The 23110-nt window shown below is 38.6% G+C and carries 16 protein-coding genes; 3 read left to right on the forward strand and 13 right to left on the reverse strand.

What is annotated here, in order from left to right:
• Positions 1-732: 732 nt before the first annotated feature.
• From AB3I00_RS06370 to AB3I00_RS06390, 5 genes are all read right to left on the reverse strand, one after another.
• Positions 733-2238, reverse strand: a complete 1506-nt coding sequence (locus tag AB3I00_RS06370) for a HAMP domain-containing histidine kinase (protein WP_002310397.1) — start codon at positions 2236-2238, stop codon at positions 733-735.
• Complete coding sequence (locus tag AB3I00_RS06375) at positions 2235-2921, reverse strand: response regulator transcription factor (protein WP_002290973.1); 687 nt, start codon at positions 2919-2921, stop codon at positions 2235-2237. Before AB3I00_RS06375 ends, AB3I00_RS06370 begins: the two co-directional genes overlap by 4 nt.
• A 191-nt stretch (positions 2922-3112) precedes the next feature.
• On the reverse strand, positions 3113-4534 hold the full coding sequence (gene gndA, locus AB3I00_RS06380) for an NADP-dependent phosphogluconate dehydrogenase (RefSeq protein ID WP_002290971.1): 1422 nt from the start codon (positions 4532-4534) through the stop codon (positions 3113-3115).
• Positions 4535-4703: 169 nt separating this feature from the next.
• Positions 4704-4883 (reverse strand): 50S ribosomal protein L32, encoded by a 180-nt coding sequence (rpmF, locus tag AB3I00_RS06385; protein ID WP_002290970.1) that lies wholly within the window; start codon positions 4881-4883, stop codon positions 4704-4706.
• A 57-nt stretch (positions 4884-4940) separates the two neighbouring features.
• Positions 4941-5510 (reverse strand): DUF177 domain-containing protein, encoded by a 570-nt coding sequence (locus AB3I00_RS06390; RefSeq protein ID WP_002290967.1) that lies wholly within the window; start codon positions 5508-5510, stop codon positions 4941-4943.
• 185 nt (positions 5511-5695) lie between these two features.
• On the opposite strand from AB3I00_RS06390, the gene AB3I00_RS06395 reads away from it, so the two are divergent.
• A complete protein-coding gene (locus AB3I00_RS06395) occupies positions 5696-6598 on the forward strand; it encodes a LysR substrate-binding domain-containing protein (RefSeq protein WP_002329064.1) in 903 nt (300 codons plus the stop codon).
• A gap of 34 nt (positions 6599-6632) precedes the next feature.
• Here the strand turns inward: AB3I00_RS06395 and pyk are convergent, their stop codons facing one another.
• The 3 genes from pyk to dnaE form a co-directional block, all read right to left on the reverse strand.
• A complete protein-coding gene (pyk, locus tag AB3I00_RS06400; protein ID WP_002290965.1) occupies positions 6633-8417 on the reverse strand; it encodes a pyruvate kinase in 1785 nt (594 codons plus the stop codon).
• Positions 8418-8490: 73 nt separating this feature from the next.
• The gene (gene pfkA / locus AB3I00_RS06405) at positions 8491-9453 is read right to left on the reverse strand and encodes a 6-phosphofructokinase (RefSeq protein WP_002310395.1); all 963 of its coding nucleotides are present in this window, start codon (positions 9451-9453) and stop codon (positions 8491-8493) included.
• A gap of 167 nt (positions 9454-9620) precedes the next feature.
• Entirely contained in the window at positions 9621-12932 is a 3312-nt protein-coding gene (gene dnaE, locus AB3I00_RS06410) for a DNA polymerase III subunit alpha (RefSeq protein ID WP_368024965.1), read from the reverse strand.
• 229 nt (positions 12933-13161) lie between these two features.
• Between dnaE and AB3I00_RS06415 the strand changes: the two genes are divergently transcribed.
• Positions 13162-13347 carry a YjzD family protein gene (locus tag AB3I00_RS06415; protein WP_002290959.1) on the forward strand — a complete coding sequence of 62 codons (186 nt, stop codon included), beginning with the start codon at positions 13162-13164 and terminating at the stop codon, positions 13345-13347.
• Between the two features lie 60 nt (positions 13348-13407).
• On the opposite strand, the gene AB3I00_RS06420 is transcribed toward AB3I00_RS06415, so the two are convergent.
• Together AB3I00_RS06420 and AB3I00_RS06425 are read right to left on the reverse strand one after the other, a co-directional pair.
• Positions 13408-14604, reverse strand: coding sequence for a multidrug efflux MFS transporter (locus AB3I00_RS06420; protein WP_002290958.1), 1197 nt, complete (start codon positions 14602-14604; stop codon positions 13408-13410).
• Between the two features lie 169 nt (positions 14605-14773).
• Positions 14774-16210, reverse strand: a complete 1437-nt coding sequence (locus AB3I00_RS06425) for an NCS2 family permease (protein ID WP_002310391.1) — start codon at positions 16208-16210, stop codon at positions 14774-14776.
• Between the two features lie 292 nt (positions 16211-16502).
• Here AB3I00_RS06425 and AB3I00_RS06430 point away from each other — a divergent pair, with 292 nt between their 5' ends.
• Positions 16503-17315 (forward strand): Cof-type HAD-IIB family hydrolase, encoded by an 813-nt coding sequence (locus tag AB3I00_RS06430; protein ID WP_002314169.1) that lies wholly within the window; start codon positions 16503-16505, stop codon positions 17313-17315.
• Between the two features lie 303 nt (positions 17316-17618).
• Here the strand turns inward: AB3I00_RS06430 and AB3I00_RS06435 are convergent, their stop codons facing one another.
• The 3 genes from AB3I00_RS06435 to thrS all read right to left on the reverse strand — a co-directional run bounded on the left by AB3I00_RS06435 (position 17619) and on the right by thrS (position 23091).
• The gene (locus AB3I00_RS06435) at positions 17619-19772 is read right to left on the reverse strand and encodes a penicillin-binding protein 2 (protein ID WP_002341286.1); all 2154 of its coding nucleotides are present in this window, start codon (positions 19770-19772) and stop codon (positions 17619-17621) included.
• Positions 19773-20077: 305 nt separating this feature from the next.
• Entirely contained in the window at positions 20078-20926 is an 849-nt protein-coding gene (locus tag AB3I00_RS06440; protein ID WP_368024966.1) for a MurR/RpiR family transcriptional regulator, read from the reverse strand.
• 221 nt (positions 20927-21147) lie between these two features.
• Complete coding sequence (thrS, locus tag AB3I00_RS06445) at positions 21148-23091, reverse strand: threonine--tRNA ligase (protein ID WP_002290867.1); 1944 nt, start codon at positions 23089-23091, stop codon at positions 21148-21150.
• Positions 23092-23110: the final 19 nt, after the last annotated feature.

Consider the following 23110-nt stretch of genomic DNA (forward strand, 5'->3'; position numbering starts at 1 on the left):
GCCGCCAGCGTTCGTCCTGAGCCAGGATCAAACTCTCATAAAAAGTTCGAACAATCTTACGATTGTTAAGCTCAATTTGTTTGCTAGCATATTGCTTGCTTGTTAAAAATGTTTGTTGTCTTGAATTGTATCAAGACGCCCTACACATTTGGTTTGTCTTACTTTGTTCAGTTTTCAAAGGTCTAATCTTTTTTGTTTCAACAACTCTTTAATCTTATCAGATTCAGAAGAGAATGTCAACAACTTTTTTTGTTTATTTTTTCTAAATGTCTTTATCGCTCATTAGCAGCGACTTGATTATCATATCATTTCGATTGTTATTTGTCAATAACTTTTTTAAAGTTTTTTTCGATAAAATCAAGCTTTATAAGCTTTCTCATCTAAGCGACTTTGTTATTATAACATGATATCAAAAATGCGTCAACACTATTTTTTATAATTTTTAGCGACACCTTAAGGGAATCATTTAGAACAAATAATAATATAGCAATCTCTTTATAAAATTGCAATAGAAAATTTCCTATTTTTCTTTATTATTTTTAAAGACGAATATTAAAGTATTTTTATTGTTTTTTGTTCACCTAAAAGCTATTTACAATTTACCAACGAATGTTATTCTATTTTATTGTTCGCTAAATTTCTTTATAATGACCATCCCAAATTTCTTATCTGCTTGTATTTGGCTTCTTCTTTCTTAATGGATAATATAAAAAAACAAGCAAAGCACATGCTTTACTTGTCTTCTGTTTTTGCGATAGGAATAAAAATTCTAAAGATAGTTCCTTGCCCAACTACGCTTTCTGCTAAGATACGACCTTTGTAGTTTTCAACCAATTGTTTTGCGATAGACAATCCCAGACCATTTCCGCCCTTCGTTCTAGCCCTCGCTTTATCCACACGATAAAAACGATTGAAGATCTTATTAAGGTCTTCTTTGGGTATTCCTTCACCAAAGTCCTGTATAGCAATCTCAAATTCATTCAGAGTAGAAGAAATAGAGATATGGACTTCCTTTCGTGTAGTTGAATATTTTACTGCGTTATCCAATATGATAATGATTAATTGCTCAAAGTGATTACGATAAATTTGCAGGGTCACTTCTTTTGTCAAATCATCATCTAAAGTAATCACATAGTCCGGGTATAATATCTTGAAATTATTATAAACTTGATAGGTGACTTCTTTTCCTTTAGTTGTTTCATTTGCATAATGGACATCTACTTGTTCTGCTCTAGATAAGTCTAGCATCTCTTGAACTAAGCTTTTCATGCGGCTGATTTCTTGCATGCTGGCGCTTAATGATTCTTCCAATATTTCAGGATCATCTTTCCCCCAACGATTTAGCAGACTAAGATGCCCTTCAATGATTGCTACAGGAGTTCTTAACTCATGAGAGACGTCTTCCACGAACTGCTCTTGTTGTTCGATATACAAACGCATGCGGTCAAGCATCTCATTGAATATTTCAGCTAAATCTGCCAATTCATCATTCGTGTCGATTTCAGGCATGTGGATATCTGATTGCGGATCTTTACGTATAGTATCCATTGTATCTCTGAGTACCTTGAGTGGTTTCAAGAAGTAAGAAGATAAAAAGAAACCTAAAATACTACTTAAAATCAAAGAAACGACTTCTAAAACAATAAGAGTCAATAATAGCTTATTTCGGATATCATAGAAAGAAGATAATTCATAGAAGCTTTGCGCATAACCAATCTTTTCTCTTGTTCCTTTAGAATATATAGGCTGTATAGATAAAAAGCCAGTTTTCCCTTCTAGTGTAACAATCGTTGGCACTTTACGTGTTGTTTGGATCAAGTTTCGACTGTTTTCGTGAGTTTTGAAAATCAAGTTCTCATCTAAATCATACACATAAAGATCCATCGAAGGCTGCCCTAGCTCAGCTATAAAGGAATCAATCTTCATTAAGTTTCCTTCGACCAGTGAAGTATGATCTATGACCTCATCTCCGTCATTTGTCGCTTTTGTCAGATTACGATACGTATTCACTAATGTCAGTTCTTCATCCGAGTTAGCCAAACGAGAGGCTACTTCTGAAATCGTACGTTCTACATTGTTTCTTTCTTTTGCAACAATCAGATTGATAGATGATTTATAGGTAATGACCGCAAAAATTGTAAACACGACGAATATGAAGAAAGAACTCGCAAAGGCCCACTTGATTGTCAAGGAGGGCCCTTTCAGTTCTCTTTTTTCCGATTTTTTCGGCTTTATCACGAGCGCATCACATAACCTGTTCCGCGGACAGTTTGGATATAGCTTTCCTCCCCTGGAACGTCAATTTTATTGCGAAGATAACGAATATATACATCCACTACGTTTGTTTCAACTTCCGTTTCGTATCCCCACACTTTATTTAGTAAAACATCACGTGCTAATACCACGTTCACGTTTTCCATTAAAGTAAGTAGCAATTCGTATTCTCTTTTTGTTAGTTCAATTACTTCGTTTCCGCGACGTACGACACGGTTTTCTTTTTCGATAGTCAAATCACGATAAGTAATAGTGGTTTGTTTTGCCACATTTTTGTCACCTTCAATATCGATTCGACGCAACAATGCTCGAAGACGCGCTAATAGTTCTTCGATAGCAAATGGTTTGACGATGTAGTCATCTGCTCCATGGTCAAGTCCCGATACACGATCGATTACAGAATCTCTTGCAGTCATCATAATGATTGGTGTATTTTTGACTTGGCGTACGCGTCTGCAGACTTCTAAACCGTTCAATTCTGGAAGCATCAGGTCCAACAATATGGCATCCCACTCATTATTTAATGCCGCATCTAAACCAGTACGACCGTTGTAATGGACTTCTGCGTTATACCCTTCATGCTTCAACTCTAGCTCGACAAATCGAGCTAAGTTCTTTTCATCTTCAATGATTAGAATATTACTCATTTATTATTTTATCCTTTCTATCTACTGGCTTTTTAAAAACTCTATCATTATACCGATAATCTGCTTAAAAATCTATAGTCATTTTATCATGAATAGCAGTTTTAAAAAAGAGCTGAAGTCTACTCATAACAATCGACTTCAGCTCTTTCGTCCTCTTTTTATTTTCTCATTTCCTAACAGCCGAAAGACTATTATTCTTCATGGTACCATGAGTAATGGAAGATTCCTTCTTTGTCGACACGTTCATATGTGTGTGCGCCAAAGTAATCGCGTTGGGCTTGGATTATATTTGCAGGCAGACGTTCTGCTCTGTATGAATCGAAGTAAGCGATGGCTGATGAGAAAGTTGGTACAGGTACGCCAGCTTGGACAGCCAAGGCAACGACGTCTCGGACTGATTGCTGATATTTTTTCGTGATTTCAACGAAATAATCATCTAGCAATAAATTTTCGATCTCAGGATTTTTGTCATAAGCATCCGTGATTTTTTGCAAGAATCGAGCTCGGATGATACATCCAGCACGCCAGATTTTTGCGATTTCGCCAAATGGCAAATCCCAATCAAATTCTTTTGAAGCGACACGTAATTGAGCAAATCCTTGGGCATAACTCATGATTTTACTGAAATACAACGCTTCTCGGATTTTTTCGACCAATTCTTTTTTGTCTCCTGTGAACTCAAAATCGTTCGTACGAGACAAAATTTTACTTGCTTGTACGCGTTCTTCTTTATAAGCAGAAATGTAACGGGCAAATACAGATTCAGTAATCAATGGAAGTGGCACGCCTAAGTCAAGCGCACTTTGGCTTGTCCATTTACCTGTTCCTTTATTTCCAGCTGCATCAAGGATCACATCTACGACTGGTTTACCTGTGCCTTCATCGTCTTTTCGAGTCAGGATGTCAGCTGTGATTTCGATCAGGTAGCTGTCTAATTCGCCTTGATTCCATTCTTTAAAGATATCAGCCATTTCTTCTACTGAAAGGTCTAAAATATTCTTCATCAAGTCATAAGATTCAGCAATCAGTTGCATATCTCCATACTCAATACCATTGTGTACCATTTTCACATAGTGTCCGGCTCCATTTGGGCCAATATAGGTAACACATGGTGCTCCGTCTTCTGCTTTTGCAGAAATTTGCTCTAAGATTGGTGCAACTAGCTCATACGCTTCTTTTTGTCCACCAGGCATGATTGAAGGTCCTTTTAAAGCTCCTTCTTCACCGCCGGAAACGCCTGTACCGATAAAGTTAATACCAGAGTTGGCTAATTCTTCATTACGACGCATCGTATCTTTAAAGAATGTATTTCCTCCGTCAATCAGAATATCGCCTTTATCAAGGTGAGGAAGCAACTCTTGGATTGTTGCATCTGTTGCCGGTCCTGCTTTGACCATCAGAAGAATCCGACGCGGTTTTTCGATTGATTCTACAAATTCTTCGATTGTGTACGTTGCTTTGAAATTTTTATCTGGGTGTTCTTCTACTACAGCGGTTGTTTTAGCCCCTGTACGGTTGAATAAAGCCACTGAATAGCCGCGGCTTTCTATATTCAAGGCTAGATTTTTACCCATAACGGCCATACCGACAACGCCGATTTGTTGTTTTGACATATGAACTCCTCCTACATACGGGATTTCTCCCTAATCTCTTACATTATAGCTTAACACGGCTACATTGCAAACTAAAGAACAACATATTTTTTATTTACCGCTTATAAAAAAATAAACCTCAAGGCTCCATGGTTAGCCTTGAGGTTTTACATTTTCTAATTAAAATGTATTAAGCTTCTTTTGACATTACGTCCTTACCATCATAGTAACCACAATTTGCACATACGTGATGGCTTTTTTTCATTTCACCACAGTTTGGACATTCGTTTAATCCTTTGATTGTCAACTTGTAGTGTGTACGACGTTTTGCTTTTTTAGCTTTTGATGTTCTTCTAGCTGGTACTGCCATTTTGCTACACCTCCTTGTAAAGTCTTGCACCTATAATAGATACAATATATTCCAATCTTACTTGTTATCGTCGTTTTTTGATTCAGAATCAAAAAGTTCAGATAGTTTTGCAAGACGAGGATCAATTTTATTCTCGGCTTCTTCCATTTTTCTGCGTTGGTATTCTTCTTCGGAAACAACTTCCCAATCATTGCCTTTTGGAAGTTCTGTCGCTGCTTCCTCTTCTTTTGTCAATACCCGCATCGGAATCGCCAATAAGATGTTGTCTTCAATTGACTCTGCTAAATTCAATAACGGACCTTCAATCAGCAAAATCTCATCTGCAGACATTTGCTCATCTCTGCTTTGGAATTGTTCTTCTGTCATGAATACTTCGTCTACAGAAAAATCCATCGGCAGTTCAACAGGTTCTAGCGAACGTGTTGAAGGAACTGTCAAAGTCGTCTGCACAGTGTAATGAACGATATAGCCTTTCTTATCAACTGAGACCAAACCTTCGACTTCCACTGGCGCAACATCAAGTATTAAATTGTCTCGCTTCATGAGAGCGGCTTTCAAGTCGAGCGTCTCATGAAAAGTTAACGGTGTCTCCTGGTATTTTCTCAATTCCAATAAAGACCATTTCATTTTTCATCACTCCTAAGCAACAAAAGCAATTATACAGGGCAAAAACCATGTTGTCAATGAAATTTTCTTGACACCTTGCAGTTCATAAAAAGACAGAAATATCTTTAACAGAAAGCCTCTGTTTGCTATCATCTTCAGAATCATTTACAATAATCATTATTCTATCAAAGGAGCGGATGATCTTTATGAACACGAAAGATATTGAATACTATGTCCAAATCGTCAAACAAAAAAACTTTACGAAAGTGGCTAATTATTTCCGTGTGAGCCAACCTACTATTACATATGCATTACAACGTCTTGAAAAAGAGTTTGACGCCATACTTATTACAAGAGATCGTTCGCATCACGAATTAATCGTCACACCTTCTGGAAAGCAGCTGTTTCTCCATGCACAAGCTATTCTCCAAGAGATTTCTACTGCAAGGGCTGAAATCACTCAGTTACAAAAGAAAAAGCTGCGTTTTGGCATGCCGCCTATTATCGGCAATGAGTACTTTCCAAAACTGTCAGGTTACTTTATCAAGCATGAATTGATGAATCAGATTGAAATCACCGATGGAGGCTCTCGGGACTTATATGGAATGATTCGTCAAGGGAGGATCGATTTAGCCGTATTAGGCTCAACACAGCCAATCGTAGATCAATATTTAGAAACAGAATTACTTTTGGATAAACGTTTCATGATCGTCGTTCCGCCTACTCACCCTCTTGCCCAGCAGAAGGCAGTCTCTTTCAAAGATATATCAGATGAACAGTTTGTGTTATTGAACGAACATTATGTCCACCCAGCAGCATTCACTAAACTTTCTAAACAAACACATACTCAACCAAAAGTTGTTTATCAAAGCAATGATTTGACGATTTTAAAGAGTATGATCCGTGAAAATGTTGGTATCGGTTTTTTGGCAGAGATTGCTGTCCATCCTGAAGATCATTTAGTTTGCCTGCCACTTTCAGATGAAGTTCAGCCTCGCTTCTTGATTTCATTGGCAAAACGAACACAACAGCTTGTCACACCGCTTCAAGAACAAGTAGTCCAAGTCATCCATGAATTCGTTACAGCACAAAAAAACAGCTCTTCGTAAATGAAGAGCTGTTTTTATTTTGTATTAAGCTAAATTAGATAGCTGTTGTTTCGCCACGGTAAACGATGCCGCGACGTGAATCAACAGTAATCAATTCGCCATCAGTAATTGTTGTTGTTGCGCCTTTAGCACCAACGATTACAGGAATATCTTGTGCAATTCCTACAACTGCAGCGTGAGAAGTCAATCCGCCTTCTTCAACGATAACAGCAGCTGCTTTTTCGATTGCAGGCATGTATTCTTTGTCAGTTGATGGTACAACTAGAACCATTCCGTCTTTTGCTTTTTTTACAGCTTCTTCAGCAGATGAAGCAATAACTGCATTTGCAACGACAGATTTTTGTCCAACGCCTTGAGCTTCTAATAATTTAGAACCAATCATTTGAATTTTCATCACGTTAGTTGTTCCGCGTTCGCCAACTGGTACACCAGCAGTGATCAAGATTAAATCGCCTTCTGATGCGAAACCTAATTCAACAGCTTTTTTAGCTGCTAGTTCAAACATTTCATCAGTTGTTGATGGTTTTTCAGCAACTGTTGGGTAAACACCCCAGTTTAACATCAAACCGCGTTTTGTGCGTTCGTCAAAAGTAACAGCCAAGATATCTGCATCTGGGCGATATTTTGAAATCATTTTTGCAGTGTAGCCTGATTCAGTTGCAGCAACGATTGTTTTGACGCCTAGATTTTTTGCAGCACGAGCTACAGATAAACCGATTGTTTCAGTTACATCTGTTTTATCGAATTCGTTCAATTGGAATGTACCTAATTCTGATAATGCATTTTCAGCTTCTTGGTCGATACGTGCCATTGTTGAAACAGCTTCAACTGGGTAGTCTCCGTTTGCAGATTCACCAGATAACATTGTTGCATCTGTTCCGTCAAATACAGCATTGGCAACGTCAGAAGCTTCCGCACGTGTTGGACGTGGGTTTTCTTGCATTGATTCTAACATTTGTGTAGCAGTGATAACTGGGATACCAGCAGCGTTACATTTTTTGATGATACGTTTTTGAACCATTGGTACTAGTTCAGCTGGGATTTCCACACCCATATCTCCACGGGCAATCATAACACCGTCAGAAACTTTGATGATTTCGTCAATGTTGTCGATACCTTCTTGAGATTCGATTTTAGGGAAGATTTGAACATGAGTCATGTCTTTTTCTTCTAAAATTTCGCGAATATCTAGAACGTCTTGTGCTTTACGTACAAAACTTGCAGCGATAAAGTCGATATCGTTGTCTAAACCAAAACGAATATCGTCCGCATCTTTTGGAGTAATACCTGGCAAACTGATAGAAACGCCTGGTGCATTTACCCCTTTACGTGATCCTAGCATACCTGCATTTTTAACTTCTACGACTAATTCACGGTTTGCTTCGTCTTTTTCAATGATTTCCATGTCGATCAAGCCATCATCGAATAAAACGTGTCCGCCTACGTGAACATCGTCAAATAATCCTGGGTAAGTAACCGCGATTTTTTCTTTTGAACCTACATGTTCAGGATCCATAGAGATGCGTGTTTGATCTCCTACTTCAAATTTAATGTATCCTGCACGACCAAAATCAGCTTCTGTTGTGCCTTGAACAGTTGTACGGATTTCAGCTCCTTTTGTATCTAAAAGAATACCGACATCTTTTCCTGTCTTTTTAACTGCTTCACGGACCATAGTCATACGTGATAATTGTTCTTCATGGTCACCATGAGAAAAGTTAAAGCGGAAGACATTTGCCCCAGATTCAATCAATTGAGAAATAATTTCTACTGAGTTACTTGCTGGTCCTAATGTACTAACGATTTTGGTTTTTTTCATTTAAAAAACTCTCCCATTCAATTTTGTTTATTTAAAGCTGTACACAGCTTAAATAGCTTGGTTTCTTTCACTCTTAAAATGAAAGTGAATTATTTAGATCATATAATGATAAGTCTGGTTTATGCTTGTTGTTTTCTAGTGTATCAATGATGTCAGCTGCAACGATTTCGTTGTCATGGATACCGACACATAATCCACCTTTTCCTTCTTGAAGCAATTCGACAGCGTAAGCACCGAATTTACTTGCTAAGACGCGGTCGCGTGCGCTTGGTGCTCCACCACGGACAACGTGTCCCAAGATAGATACACGTGTATGATAGTCGCCAAATTCTGAAAGTTTTTCAGCGAATTCATTTCCGCCCATTACACCTTCAGCCAAGATGATCAAGCAATGTTTCTTCCCACGATCACGGCCTTCTTGGATTTTTTTAGCAACTGAAGCCATATCAAAATCATGTTCTGGGATGATGATTTCATCTGCTCCGCCAGCTACACCTGACCATAAAGCGATGTCACCTGCATTGCGTCCCATTACTTCGATAACGAATGTACGAACATGAGAAGTCGCTGTGTCACGAATACGGTCAATTGATTCTAGCACTGTATTGATTGCTGTATCAAAACCGATTGTGAAGTCAGTACCAGGAATATCATTATCGATTGTTCCAGGAATACCTACTGCTGGGAATCCACGTTTTGTCAAAGCCATTGCGCCATGATAAGAACCGTCTCCTCCGATAACCACTAGACCTTCGATCCCGAATTTTTTCAATTGTTCGATTCCTTTTAATTGACCTTCTTCAGTTGCAAATTCTGGATAACGTGCAGAATACAAGAATGTACCACCACGTTGGATCTTGTCACCTACATCTGCCACATCAAGACGACGAATATCTCCAGCAACTAAACCGGCAAATCCATAATTGATCCCGTATACTTCCAGTCCTTCGTAAATACCTTTACGAACAACGGCACGAACAGCTGCATTCATTCCAGGTGCGTCTCCGCCACTGGTCAAAATTCCGATGCGTTTCATAATAAACATTCACCTCATTAAAATACTTTATCCTAAGTATAACTTAGGTTTACAACCATTTTTGCGTTAACCACGACTAACATTCTAACATTATTTTTCTCGCTTGTCTTGATTTACGGATAAAAAAATGAAAAAAAATGAAAGCAAGTAGTATTTTTTACCGTAAGTTATTTGAAAACCACATTATCTTCGCCAAGTAGAGAAACAAGTTGTCCCTTTATACTCTTGCTGTCATCCACCCAATAAGCATCTGACAGAACAACTTTTCGTTGTGTTTTTTCGTGGTACATAATTACTGGAATATATCCTGGGTGTTTCTGAAAAATCCCTTGTAATTGTTTCATTATCTCAGGGTCTTCCCGTTCTTCTGTTATGCGCAAATAGCACGTTTGTGAAGGATACTGTGTTTCTAACTGACGAGGATCAGCAAAGCTTTCTCCAATCAATTGTAGTTCCTGGTTATATTTGCTGATTTCGCTACGCCCTTGAACAAAGATCACTTGATCAACTGCAAACAGGTTACGATATTTTCGATAAAGAGTTGGAAAAACCGTGACAGAAATTTCTCCGCTACTATCGGTTCCTTCCACGAAGGCCATCAGTTCGCCTTTTTTTGTCCGAATCTCTCTAACTTCCTTTATCATCAATAGTAAATTGACTGGTTGATTAGGAATGATATCTGTAATCAGCTGAACCTGTTTAGCTAAACGAAGCCGGTCAAACCCTTCTGCAGGATGCCCTGACAAATAAACACCTAAGTATTCCTCTTCCAGCTTCAGTCGTTCTTCTAGTGTATAGTCAGCGACTTCTTCTTCTTTTAATGCCATGATTCCTAGCAAATCTAGACTGCCACCACTGTAAACGATATTTTGGATTTTTCCTTCTAGATCAAGCATCAATTGTTTCCTGTTAGGAGATAATTCATCAAAAACGCCTACTGCTGTCAGTGATTGCAGCAACTCTAATTTCAGCCACCGCTTATCGATCCGTATGAGGAATTGATCTACTGACTTGAACGGGCCATTTTGTTTTCTTTCATTCAATACATCTTCTACAAAATCACGTCGGATGCCTTTTATCGCTGTCAGCCCGAATCTGATTTCTTCCTTATTGACCAACTCAAAACTATAATTGCTTTGATTGATGGATGGTGAAGAAAGTTTGAGTTTATTTTTACGTGCTTCAGCAATATATTCTTTCAATTTCGTTGTGTTATGCCGAACAGAATTCATTAGACTAGTGAAGAAAGCCCCTGGATGATGAGCCTTTAGATATGCCATTTGGAATCCCACGAAGGAATAAGCAAATGCATGCGACCGATTGAATCCATAGTTTGCAAATTTTTCAATATATTCATATACAGTCACTGCTGTTTTTTCCGAATATCCTTGTTGTAATGCTCCTGATACAAAATGCGACTTTTCTTCATCTAATACGTCTTTTTTCTTTTTACTAACTGCCCGCCTCAAAATATCTGACTGTCCTAATGTAAATCCAGCCATAGTCGAGGCGATCTGCATGATTTGTTCCTGATAGACAATCACCCCGTATGTGTTTTTCAAAATCGGGATCAGTGAATCATCGGGGTAGCGAATAGCTTCTTTTCCTTTTTTTCTGGCAATGAAGGTATCGATATTTTGCATAGGACCTGGACGATACAACGCATTGACTGCGGCAATATCTTCGATGTTTTCTGGTCCTAATCTTCGTAAAACGTTTCGAATACCAGCAGATTCAAATTGAAATACTCCTGAGGTTTCGCCTCGTTGAAACAAGAGTAGCGTTTTTGCATCATTTAATGGAATCTCTTTTAATCGGATTTCCTGCCCTTCTACTCGCTTAACAGCCTTTAAAGTAAAATCAATAATCGATAAATTGCGTAGTCCTAGAAAGTCCATTTTCAAAAGACCGATGGCTTCTACCTCATTCATCGTATACTGGGTCAGTAAAGCTTCATCAGAACCGCGTTGGAGCGGTACTAATTCAAGTAGATTCCTATCGCTGATAACTACCCCTGCTGCGTGAGTCGAAACGTGTCTTGGCAATCCTTCTAAAATCACTGCGGTTTTGAATAAAAGCTGGTTTTTTTCGCTTGCCTGAACTAATTCTACTAGTTGACGCGATGTTTTGTAGGCTTGGGTCAATGTGATTTTCAGCTGGTTTGGTATTGCTTTTGACCAGCGGTTTGCTTCACTTTGTGACAGACCAAACACTCTAGCTGCATCTCTAAGAACCATTTTTGCAGCCATTGTACCAAATGTCGCGATTTGCGCCATGTGATATTGTCCATACTTTTCTCGAACATAATTCAATACTTCCTCACGTCGGTTGTCAGGAATATCCAAATCAATATCCGGCATCGTAAAACGTTCAGGATTTAAAAATCGTTCGAATAGCAAGTCATACTCTAATGGATCCACATCTGTGATTTCTAACACATAGGCTACTAATGAACCAGCAGCAGAACCACGGCCTGCACCGGTAACGATTTTATTTCTATGAGCAAAAGCCATTACATCCCATACGATCAGGAAATAATCATCGAATCCCATTTGATGGATGACAGATAACTCATAGTCCAAACGTTCTCGGTACTCCTTTGTATAATCAACGATCCGATGTTCTACTTGCGAGTAGCATAGCTCTCTTAAATATTCTCCAGCTTGTTTTCCTTGAGGGACAGGATAGTGTGGGAGTAATTTCTGATGAAACTGAAATTCAAATGAAATCGATTCGGCTAAGCGCTGAGCACCTATTACAGCTTGTGAAAGACCTGCTTCTTCGAATCGTTTGATCATTTCTTGTTCTGAAATCAGGTAACCATTTGCTGGTGGTAAAGGTGCAGATAAACTTTCTAAAGGCATCTGACTTCCCTCTTTGATATGCTTCATCACTTCAAGCGCAAAAAGGTCTTCTTGCTGTAAACTAGCGATTGGATGCAATGCACAAAGCGGATAATTTTCTTTTGTCACATACTGATACCATTCAGGCAATTGATCAGGCGTATTTTCTGACAATCCGATATAAAAATCTTTAGTAAAAACATTTTCAAGCAAAAACTGCCAATGACTGAAAAAATGTTCCTCTTTATTGAAAGCCTCAGAAACAGAATGATTTGCCGGAACGACAAACACTAGATGGTCGGTTTCTATCATATCATCAAGTGCCATTTTTTCTTGGATCATTTTTCGACTGGAAAGTTTCATCAGCTGCTGATAACCTGTCTCATCTTTTGCGTACGCAAGCAAACCATAATTTTTTTCTTCATAAGTATAACTAAGATGTAATCCAATGATTGGCTGTATTCCTTCTTCTACACAAATACGATAGAATTCAGGTGCACCGTATAAGACATCTTTATCCGTTATGGCTAATGAAGTGTAGCCTTGTTTTTTTGCTTCTTGTACATATTCTCGAATACGGATCGTACTTTGTAAAAGAGAATAAGAAGTAATTGTATAAAGTTGTGGGAAAAACATCTTGCATTCCGCCTTTTTTTTCGTTAAAATTCACTAGCGTTAAAAGGTCTGATCCTTTTACTTTCATTAAATAACAAGTGCTGAAGTTGATTGTTCTACTTCATTTGCTTGCTTCTAGTCTGTAGGAATGAGTTCTTTCACAAGAACTCGAATTTTATTGAGATTTAGTCTCGTTTCTTTACATTCAAAGAAAATCTGGTAAAATTAAGATAGAAAAGAGGTGTTCTTTATGCGATATATCGTTACATTATTCTGGGCTGTCGTTCTAGGTCAAGTAGTCGGTTATATTGGTGCTGCATTAACAAGCGGAACATATGATTTTACTTTGACAACAATCATTTCATTAATTGCGGGTGTCATTATCCTTTTGATTGGTGCAGTTGCGCCAAGAAAAGAAACCTCTGCCCATTCGTAAAAAACCAGCCAAGAGCTTGAGATATCTCAAGCTCTTTTTTATTTCCAATTTTCACCACTATTATAATCTACTGCGAAGAACTTTACGAAAATTGAATAGAGAAAGAAGAATATTTGACAGGACGAATAAACTTGTCACAATAAAAACAGCACTGTAATTATAAGCATGCGCAACTGTCGACCCCAGCATTGGTCCTAGAACCTGTCCAAAGTTACTGAACATCTGATTATAGCTATAGATTCGGCTAACCCCTTCTTGTGGCGTGATCTTACTGATCAGTGTATTGACAGAAGGCATCAAAGCACCAGTTGAAAAGCCTAAAATAAAACGAAGTATACCTAATTGGAGTGGTGTCGTGACAAACGCCATGGGCAAATAACAGCAAAATGATAAGATGAGTCCGCCAATTAAAACTTTTTGATTCCCAATCTTATCCCCTAGTTTTCCTAGTTTTGGTGAAGAAAAGACTGCAGAAACACCAGCTATCGAAACAATCAAGCCGCTGACAAACAGGATATTTTCTGTACTTCCGCTTAATTCACGAATATATAAGGTCAAAATAGGGCTGATCGTAGTGATCCCTATCTGTAAAATCAAGGTCGTGATGAAGAGACCAATCAAAATAGAGAGATGATCCATTTTTGAAAAAATTTCTTTGGTGCTTATCAGATCCTTTTTCTCGATTGGATGGAAATCTTCTTTGACTAAGAAGATGGTCAGCACCGTTGTGATCATCAACAAAGCCCCTGTGATCAAGAATACATTTTCCATACCAAACCACTGAGCCAATGCACCGCCCATTGAAGGTCCGATCAGATTCCCCGCAATCGCTCCGGTGGATAATGTTCCTAACGCCCATCCGCTCTTTTCTCGAGGCGCTTGTGAAGCAATCATTGCTGTTGCATTTGGAATATACCCAGACAAAATCCCGTTCCAAAAACGCATGATCAAAAGCCAATACGCGTTCGGCACAAAAGCTAAAGAACCCATCGTCAACGTCATCCCAGCTGCTGCACGGATCATCATGAGTTTTCGACCTTTTCGATCAGCTAGATTTCCCCAGATTGGTGCAACCACGGCAGATGCAAAAGCAGTAACAGAGATTGCTAGTCCCGAAAACAATTCGATTTGATCTTTTGGTGTTCCTAGTTGCTCAACATAAACTGGTATGAATGGCATAACTAAACTAATACTTGCACCAGTGAAAAAACAGCCAATCCACGCAATCACTAAATTTTTTCTCCAATTAATCTCCATCTATCATCCCTCTTTCGTCTCTTTTATCATACCTATTTTCGAATAAACAAGCAACGATCTCGCTAGTAAAAAGAGAAAAATCCCGCAAAGATCATTTTATATGTAACGTTCTTTTTATGTAAAACAAAAAGAGACCAGAACAAATGCTGTTCCAATCCCTTCTCTTTATTTAAATCGTTGCTAGAATGATGAAGTTGATGATGAATAAAATATCAACAATCCACAAAGCAACAGAAACTTCATTGAATTTTCCTTTGATTACTTTGACAATTGTATAGAAAATAAATCCTGCTGCAATCCCATAAGAAATGCTATAGCACAATCCCATAAAGATCGATGCAAAGAAGGCTGGTAAAGCTTCTTCCATATCTAGCCATTTGATGTCTGCAAAAGAAGCCATCATCATTACCCCGACCAAAATCAGTGCTGGCGCAGTTGCTTGATTTGGTACGATAGCGATCAGCGGGGAGAACAAACTACTTAATGCGAATAGCACTGCCACTACTACTGAAGTCAAACCAGTACGTCCACCGGCCCCGATCCCAGCTGCAGATTCGACATAAGTTGTTGTATTCGATGTACCAAAGATAGCACCTACGGAAGTAGCGATTGCATCGGCAAATAGCGCTTTATCCATTTTTGTTTTGAACCCGCGACCATCTTCCAATGCGATCTCGTCCTCTTTTGAGAAAATACCTGTGCGGCGTCCTGTACCGATAAATGTTCCGATCGTATCGAATGTATCAGATAAACTGAATGCGATGATTGTCATCAATACTTGAGGGATCTTGGAAGAATCACTGAATAAAGATTGCATTCCTTCAGAACCAAATGCTGCACCGAACGTTGTTCCTAATTCTTTAAATGAATTGCCTAACGAATTCGTTTGCCAATCAATGGAACTTAAATCAACAACACCCATAAAAATCCCAAGGACTGTGGTCGCTACGATACCGATAAGAATAGCACCACGGACGTTTTTTACAACTAAAATGGCTGTCAGTACCAAACCAATCACGGCTAACAAGATAGGTGCGTTGTCAAAATTGGCTAACGCGGGAACGATTCCGCCATTTATCGTAACATTTGTTGCTTTTCCACCTTCAACGACAGAACTCGAAATAGCAGATTGGTCTGCTGAAAAAGATAAGAATCCTGCATTTTTGATCCCGACATACGCAACGAAAATACCGATTCCGCCACCAATCGCATGTTGAAGACTTTCAGGAATCGCCCGAATGATCATCTTTCGGATATTTGTAACAGTAATAAAAATATTGATTAATCCGCAAATAAAAACCATTGCCAGGGCTTGTTGCCAAGAATAGCCAAGCCCGAAAACGACCGTAAAAGTGAAAAATGCGTTCAATCCCATACCAGGTGCCTGAGCATATGGGACATTCGCGAACAATCCCATGACTAGCGTACCAATGATTGATGCAATGATTGTGGCTAGAAATACTGCTTGGAACGGCATACCTGATGCTGATAAAATCGTCGGATTTACGAATAAGATATAACTCATGGCAAAGAATGTCGTTACTCCCGCCATTATTTCAGTTGATACATTTGTATTGTTTTTCTTTAAACCGAAAAACTTTTCCATAAAAAGTTCCACTCCCTGAATTTTTTTCTGATGGAAAACTATAATAATAATAAATATGCAAAATATGGCAAATCCATCGAACAATTTCAAATTATATAGACGTTTCATTCGTTTTTCAACGTTTTTTTAACAAAAAAACCGAAAACAATACTTAATGTTCGTGTTTAGCTCGTATTCATTTATTTACATAGCCATAACTGTATTTTTTGTTAGGAATAACTGATTGCTCTTGTTAATTACCTAAAATATGCTAGACTAAAACAAATGCTAGTTGAGGAAGGAAGGACCTTTATTGAATAAAAAATTAATTGCCATCGATCTGGACGGAACCACCCTCAATCAAGATTCGATGATTACCTCTAAAACAAAAGAGACCCTGAAAAAAGCAATCAATGCTGGTCATCATGTCAGTATCGCTACTGGACGCCCATTTCGAATGAGCCATCAATTTTACCAACAATTAGAGTTAACAACACCGATGGTTAATTTTAACGGCGCACTGGTGCATATCCCTAATCAACATTGGGATGGCGAAAGAGAAACATTGATTAATCGTGAAATTGCTTTTGAAATCTTATCGCAAAAAAAACAATTGAATCTAGACTTTATCGCTGCTGAAAATCGGGATACTTTTTTTATCGACAGCTTTGACTTCTTTGATGAAAAAATTTTTGCTTCTTCACGTCCTGGAGAAAAAAACTTGCTTTCTCCTAAAAATCTGACGACAAATCCTACATCTTTGCTTGTCCGAACAGACAAGCGTTTTGCAGAAGCTGTATCTGCTGAATTAACACGTCAATTTGGCAGTTATGTGGATGTTCGTACATGGGGCGGTCCCACGGCGATCTTAGAGATTGTTTCAAAAGGAATCCAAAAAGCAAAAGGTGTGCAAGAGATTGCTAACTACCTATCGATTGATCAACAAGACGTGATTGCTTTTGGTGATGAGCATAACGATTTGGAACTGCTGGATTATGCAGGATGGGGAGTGGCTATGGCTAATGGTACTGATCAGCTCAAAGGCATCGCAAATGATGTCACTCCTTTGAGCAATCAAGAAGACGGTTTAGCTGTTTATCTGGAAAAATTACTTAAACTACAATAGAGAATTAGATTCCACTAAAAAAGGTTGTGACAATTTTTGTCACAACCTTTTTTGCCGAGTAAACGGTGCTCAATCAGCTGTCCTTCGGTATTAGCTCAAAAACGGCAAAATATGAGAAGCTATTTTGCCGTTTTGTTTCTCTAATACTCAGGTCAGGGCGCTGATTTCACAACCTCTTCCTTAAACGGTGTTCAAAAGCCAGTTTCTCGATATGAAGTCAATTTTAAGCAAAAATGTGAGAAGCTATTTTCACAAAATTTTTCTTCATACTCGAAACTAAGCGGCTTTTTCACGACCTCTTTTTTATTTTGCCATGAACATATCATAATACGCGTCCATTATTTCTTTAGCAATCGTCAAGTTCATGTGGTCTTGTTCATCTAATAAGTTCGGCAAGACAACACTGATTGCGATTTCCGGATTGTCTGTTGGTCCGTATGCCACAATATTACTATTGACTGTCGTAATATCTGGGTGACCTTCCGCAACCGTTTCTGCAGTCCCTGTTTTTGCAGAAAGGTCCATTTTCGCACTGGCTAATGGTTTAGCTGTTGTGTAAGGGTCGGTACCATGAACAACCTGATGGAATCCTTCACGGAGGATTGCCATATTTTCTGCAGATATATTGACCGTATTTTCTACTGTCGTGCCAATTTCTTTTTTCACTTCACCCAAATTCCCATTTTCGTCATTGCCATAGATTGCTTTGACTAGGTGAGGCTGTACTCGTTTCCCGCCATTAGCGACTGTTGAAGCATATTGAGCTAATTGGATCGGTGTATATGTGTCAAACTGTCCAAATGCCAAATCGGTAAAGTTACCTGGAGTATACCATTCTTTGCCATTATCCGCATTGAACTTCTTCATATACTCAACAGAGCGTGAAATCCCAGGAGATTCATTCGGCAAATCGATCCCAGTCGTTGTACCAAGACCAAACTCTTTGAAAGAGTCTCTCAATTGTTGATAAGCTTTAGCTTCTTCGTCTAAACTAGGTAGTCCCATTCCAGGAGTATAGTCTAGCCCTAGCATCTTTAATGCCACTTTGATCATATACGTATTAGAAGACAATTCCAATGCTTTGACTGCATCAAGAGCAACTTGTCCGTTTCGGTTAAAGACAGAGCTTTTTTCTGAAGCACCTTGTAGACGAATCGGTTCATCAATCAACACTTGATTTCCGCTGATCGCGTTACTTGCCCAACCTGCTGTCAAAGTACCGGCCTTGACTACAGACCCTGGAGCAAAAGCGCTAGTGATTGTGCCCAAAGCATTCTCGGTGATTTCCTTGGAACCTTGCTCATGACTGAAACCAGTCATGGCTAACACTTCTCCTGTCTGAGGATTCATGGCTACTGCATAAGCACCAGGCGAGTACTGTGCTTTACCGTTATTGATCAATGTTTGATAATTTCTTTTTAAGATTTCTTCTACTTTCGATTGGAATTCTGCATTCATCGATAACATTAAATTAGAACCTTTTTCCCCAGAGAAGATTTCTTTTTGATTCGAAACATTGCCTTCATTATCAAGAGAAACTTCATATTGGGTTTTGGTTCCTTGTAGGACATCTTCATATTGTTTTTCCAAATAACTTTGTCCCACACGATCATTTCGAGAATACCCTTTTGCTAAATACTTCTCTGCTTCATCTGCCGGAAGACCTTGTTTTTCAGTCGTCACACTACCTAAAATACTTTTCAGTGAATCTGCTGCGTTATATTCGCGTGTCCAGTCTGTGCCTGTCGAAACTCCTGGAAGCTCAGAAGCACGTTCCGCCACAACAGCTAATTCTTGGTCAGTAACACCAGAGTTCTTGATATAGACTGTGTTTAATTCATATGCACTGTTCATCCGTTTAAAGATGGTAGCAATCTTTAATTGTTCCTCGTTCAAGTTGATCTCATCATCTGTTACTTTATTGACCATCGCGCTGTATTGTTCGCTGTTTCCTAATTGCTTTTCTTTTGCCGAAAGTCTTTTTGTGGCTTCCTTCAAATGTTCCGGATCAGCCAGCCAAAAATCTTTTTTATCTCTATCTGTCAGATTTTCATCTGCCGGCACATCAATCAGCGAGTTCAGCTTCGTTGCGATTTCAAGTAGGTCTTTAGCCGTCACTTGTGTGCCCCTCGTATAGGTGATTGCCTGATTCGCTTTATTTGTGACTAACGCTTTTCCTGTGGAATCGTAGATCATTCCACGAGGGGTACTTTCTTGGACTGTAATCGTAGAAGTAGATTTCACTCGCGCTTCCATCTCTTCACCATTCACGATCTGCAAATAGCCCAATCGAGCAATCAACGCAACAAATAACGTAAATATAATGAAAAAAAGAAAATTTAAGCGAAAAGGAACATGCGACCGGCGAAACGTTTTGTTTTTAGGCTCTTGTGCCCCTTTTCTTATTTTTTCTATCCAAGAAGTATTTACTATTTTTTTCATAAAATCTTTCATCATTTCCTATCCTTCCGCCTATTTACATTCATGCTTCATTGTACCCAAAAACTTCTTAATAAAAAAGAAAAAATGAGCGGAGCAAGAAATTCTTTACCTAATTTCAAGATAAAATCAACTTTTTGTTTCACAGCAAACCTCTGAAGTTGCATATCCAACTATTTTTTTCATTAAAAACTAAACTTATTTTTGAAAATTATGCTTTCTAAAGTCGTGAAACACTTTAATAGAACATTTCTTTGTGGAAAACTATAAGTTGTTATTCTAAAAAAACTTATATCAAAAATAGTAAGGTAAATTTAGTTTTTTTATTTTGAATCCATAAAATAGTCTTGGATTGCTTCTCTTGTTTTTTTCACTTTTTCACTAAGTGATTCGTTTTTAGCCATATAAAAATAAAAAATGATATCAATCGTAGCGAATTGGGCCAAAAGTGAATTGGTTGCCGCACTTCGATTGGTGATTTCTTTTGGTCTTGATGTTTGTACGAGTACATCGGCTATCTTGGTAAGTGGGTTATTTCCAAATTGCGTCAACGCAATGATCTCGATATTCATATTTTTTGCTAGCTCAGCTAATGCAACTACATCTGCGCTTCTCCCTGAGTTCGAAACAAGCCAAAGTACTTTCTTCTTCTCATTGCTGACAAGTTGTGGGAGCAAGACATGGATATCTTTTTCAAAAATGATTGGCTTACCGACACGAGACCATTTTTGCAGAATGTCTTCTACCACTAAAGAAGAGGCACCCACACCATATAAAAAAACAGACTCAGCCGTTTCCAAACATTCTACGACTTTTTGGATCGTTTCTTCTTCCAGAATATCTACTGTTTCTTTTATCGCTACTTGCGCATTGTTCCCAAGTTTGTTTTTGATAGAGTAAAAGGACTCATTTGCTTCGATATCGCTAAATCCTTCATCGATTCCAGTCTGTAATTCTGTTGAAATCGTGATTTTGAAGTCTGTCAAACTTTGAAACCCGATTTTTTTTGAAAAACGTACAACTGTCGGCGCACTCAAACCTGAAGCCTCCGCTAATTCATTAGCTGTCATTGTGGGGACCTTCTCAATATTTCCAATAATGTAGTTGGCCAACTTTTTTTCTGCTGAAGAATAATCTTCCATCATACTTTCAATACGACTAATTACGCTCATAAGTTCCTCCATCCTTTTAATAATCGTCTATGTAAGTATACCATATCAGTTCCTTGTTAACGGTCGTGTACTGGATAAAAAAACAAAAAAACAATCCGCACAATAGGATAGCTCATTCCATCAATCCCGCAAATTCTATTGACCATCTGTGGGATTGTGGAATATCTGTTCTCTATTGTTTGGATTGTTTTTTATTTAGTGCTTTTTTATAGATGATTTATCTATTTGTTTTCTCTGCTGTAATTTTTGACTTCTGCTTCCATAGCATCAATAAAGATATTCAAATCTTCTACAGCTGTTTCTTTGCTTCCGTAACGACGTACATTCACTGTTGCATCTTCCAATTCTTTATCACCGACAACTAATTGGTAAGGAATTTTTTGTGTTTGAGAGGCACGAATCTTATAGCCCATTTTTTCATTGCGGTCATCGACTTCTACACGTAAACCTTTCATTTGCAAGCGTTCTTTGATTTCATAAGCATAATCGCCATGTGCATCAACAGAAACAGGGATGATTGTCGCTTGTATTGGTGCTAGCCATGTTGGAAAAGCGCCTTTGTATACTTCTGTCAAATAGGCGACAAAACGTTCCATCGTAGAAACGATTCCGCGGTGGATAACCACTGGACGATGCGTATTTTCCCCATCTTCTCCAACATATGTCAAATCAAAACGTTCCGGCAATAAGAAGTCTAATTGTATAGTTGACAATGTTTCTTCTGTCCCAAGAGCTGTTTTGACTTGGACATCTAATTTTGGGCCGTAAAAGGCTGCTTCACCTTCTGCTTCAAAGTAATCTAGCTCTAATTCATCCATAGCAGCTTTCAGCATTGCTTGGGCTTTTTCCCACATTGCATCATCATCAAAATATTTATCTGTATTGTTTGGATCGCGGTAGCTTAAGCGGAAACGATAATCTGTAATATTGAAGTCAGCATATACTGCGACCATCAATTCAAGCGTACGCTTAAATTCATCTTTGATTTGGTCAGGACGAACAAATGTATGACCATCGTTCAACGTCATTTCTCGTACACGTTGTAAACCTGACAAAGCACCTGATTTTTCATAGCGGTGCATCATTCCTAATTCAGCGATACGAATTGGTAATTCACGGTAAGAATGGATGGCGTTTTTGTAGACCATCATGTGATGAGGGCAGTTCATTGGACGAAGAACAAGCATTTCGCCATCTCCCATATCCATTGGCGGGAACATGTCTTCTTGATAATGATCCCAGTGTCCAGATGTTTTGTACAACTCAACATCTCCCATGATCGGTGTATACACATGTTGGTAACCTAGACTAACTTCTTTGTCTACGATATAACGTTCGATCGTACGTCGGATTGTTGCCCCTTTTGGAAGCCAGAATGGCAAACCAGAACCAACTTCTGGAGAAACCATAAACAAGTCAAGTTCTTTCCCTAGTTTACGATGATCTCTTTCTTTTGCTTCTTCACGCAGACGGATATATTCTTTCAAAGCTTTTTTATCAAAAAAGGCTGTTCCGTAAACTCGTTGCATCATTTGATTGTTTGAGTTTCCACGCCAGTAAGCACCTGCCACTGATAATAATTTGAATACTTGTATACGACCAGTAGACGGAACATGTGGTCCACGGCACAAATCGATGAATTCACCTTGTTGATAGGCAGTAATCACTTCTTCTTCTGGCAATTCACTAATCAGTTCTACTTTGTACGGGTCACTTGCAAAAATTTCTAATGCTTCTTGTTTCGAAAGAACACGGCGTTCGATTGGCAGATTTTCTTTGACGATTTTCATCATCTCTGCTTCGATTGCGGGAAGATCTTCTGCAGTTACTTGATTTTGTCCATTGTCTGTATCATAGTAAAACCCTGAATCAATAGCTGGCCCAACACCAAAGTGGATATTTGGATAGAGGCGGCGCATTGCTTGAGCCATCAAATGAGCTGCTGAATGTCGGACTAATCCAAGTGCATCTTCATGGTCTGGTGTGACGATCTCAATACTTGCATCTTCCTCGATTGGACGAGTCAAATCAATAAGTTTGCCGTTCACTTTACCAGCTAAAGCTTTTTTTGCTAAGCTTTTTGAAATACTTTCAGCGATTGCCAATGTTGTTGTACCAGCCTCAAATTCTTTGACTGCACCATCTGGAAAAGTAATTTTTATCATAATAGTTTCCTCCTTGAAA

The sequence above is a fragment of the Enterococcus sp. C76 genome (genome assembly GCF_040886985.1).
Lineage (GTDB): Bacteria > Bacillota > Bacilli > Lactobacillales > Enterococcaceae > Enterococcus_B > Enterococcus_B lactis.

Coding starts and splice junctions, on each gene's coding strand:
- AB3I00_RS06375 (WP_002290973.1), bottom strand. CDS start 2,921: ATGAGTAATATTCTAATCATTGAAGATGAAAAGAACTTAGCTCGATTT.
- gndA (WP_002290971.1), bottom strand. CDS start 4,534: ATGTCAAAACAACAAATCGGCGTTGTCGGTATGGCCGTTATGGGTAAA.
- rpmF (WP_002290970.1), bottom strand. CDS start 4,883: ATGGCAGTACCAGCTAGAAGAACATCAAAAGCTAAAAAAGCAAAACGT.
- AB3I00_RS06390 (WP_002290967.1), bottom strand. CDS start 5,510: ATGAAATGGTCTTTATTGGAATTGAGAAAATACCAGGAGACACCGTTA.
- AB3I00_RS06395 (WP_002329064.1), top strand. CDS start 5,696: ATGAACACGAAAGATATTGAATACTATGTCCAAATCGTCAAACAAAAA.
- pyk (WP_002290965.1), bottom strand. CDS start 8,417: ATGAAAAAAACCAAAATCGTTAGTACATTAGGACCAGCAAGTAACTCA.
- pfkA (WP_002310395.1), bottom strand. CDS start 9,453: ATGAAACGCATCGGAATTTTGACCAGTGGCGGAGACGCACCTGGAATG.
- dnaE (WP_368024965.1), bottom strand. CDS start 12,932: ATGTTTTTCCCACAACTTTATACAATTACTTCTTATTCTCTTTTACAA.
- AB3I00_RS06415 (WP_002290959.1), top strand. CDS start 13,162: ATGCGATATATCGTTACATTATTCTGGGCTGTCGTTCTAGGTCAAGTA.
- AB3I00_RS06420 (WP_002290958.1), bottom strand. CDS start 14,604: ATGGAGATTAATTGGAGAAAAAATTTAGTGATTGCGTGGATTGGCTGT.
- AB3I00_RS06425 (WP_002310391.1), bottom strand. CDS start 16,210: ATGGAAAAGTTTTTCGGTTTAAAGAAAAACAATACAAATGTATCAACT.
- AB3I00_RS06435 (WP_002341286.1), bottom strand. CDS start 19,772: ATGATGAAAGATTTTATGAAAAAAATAGTAAATACTTCTTGGATAGAA.
- AB3I00_RS06440 (WP_368024966.1), bottom strand. CDS start 20,926: ATGAGCGTAATTAGTCGTATTGAAAGTATGATGGAAGATTATTCTTCA.
- thrS (WP_002290867.1), bottom strand. CDS start 23,091: ATGATAAAAATTACTTTTCCAGATGGTGCAGTCAAAGAATTTGAGGCT.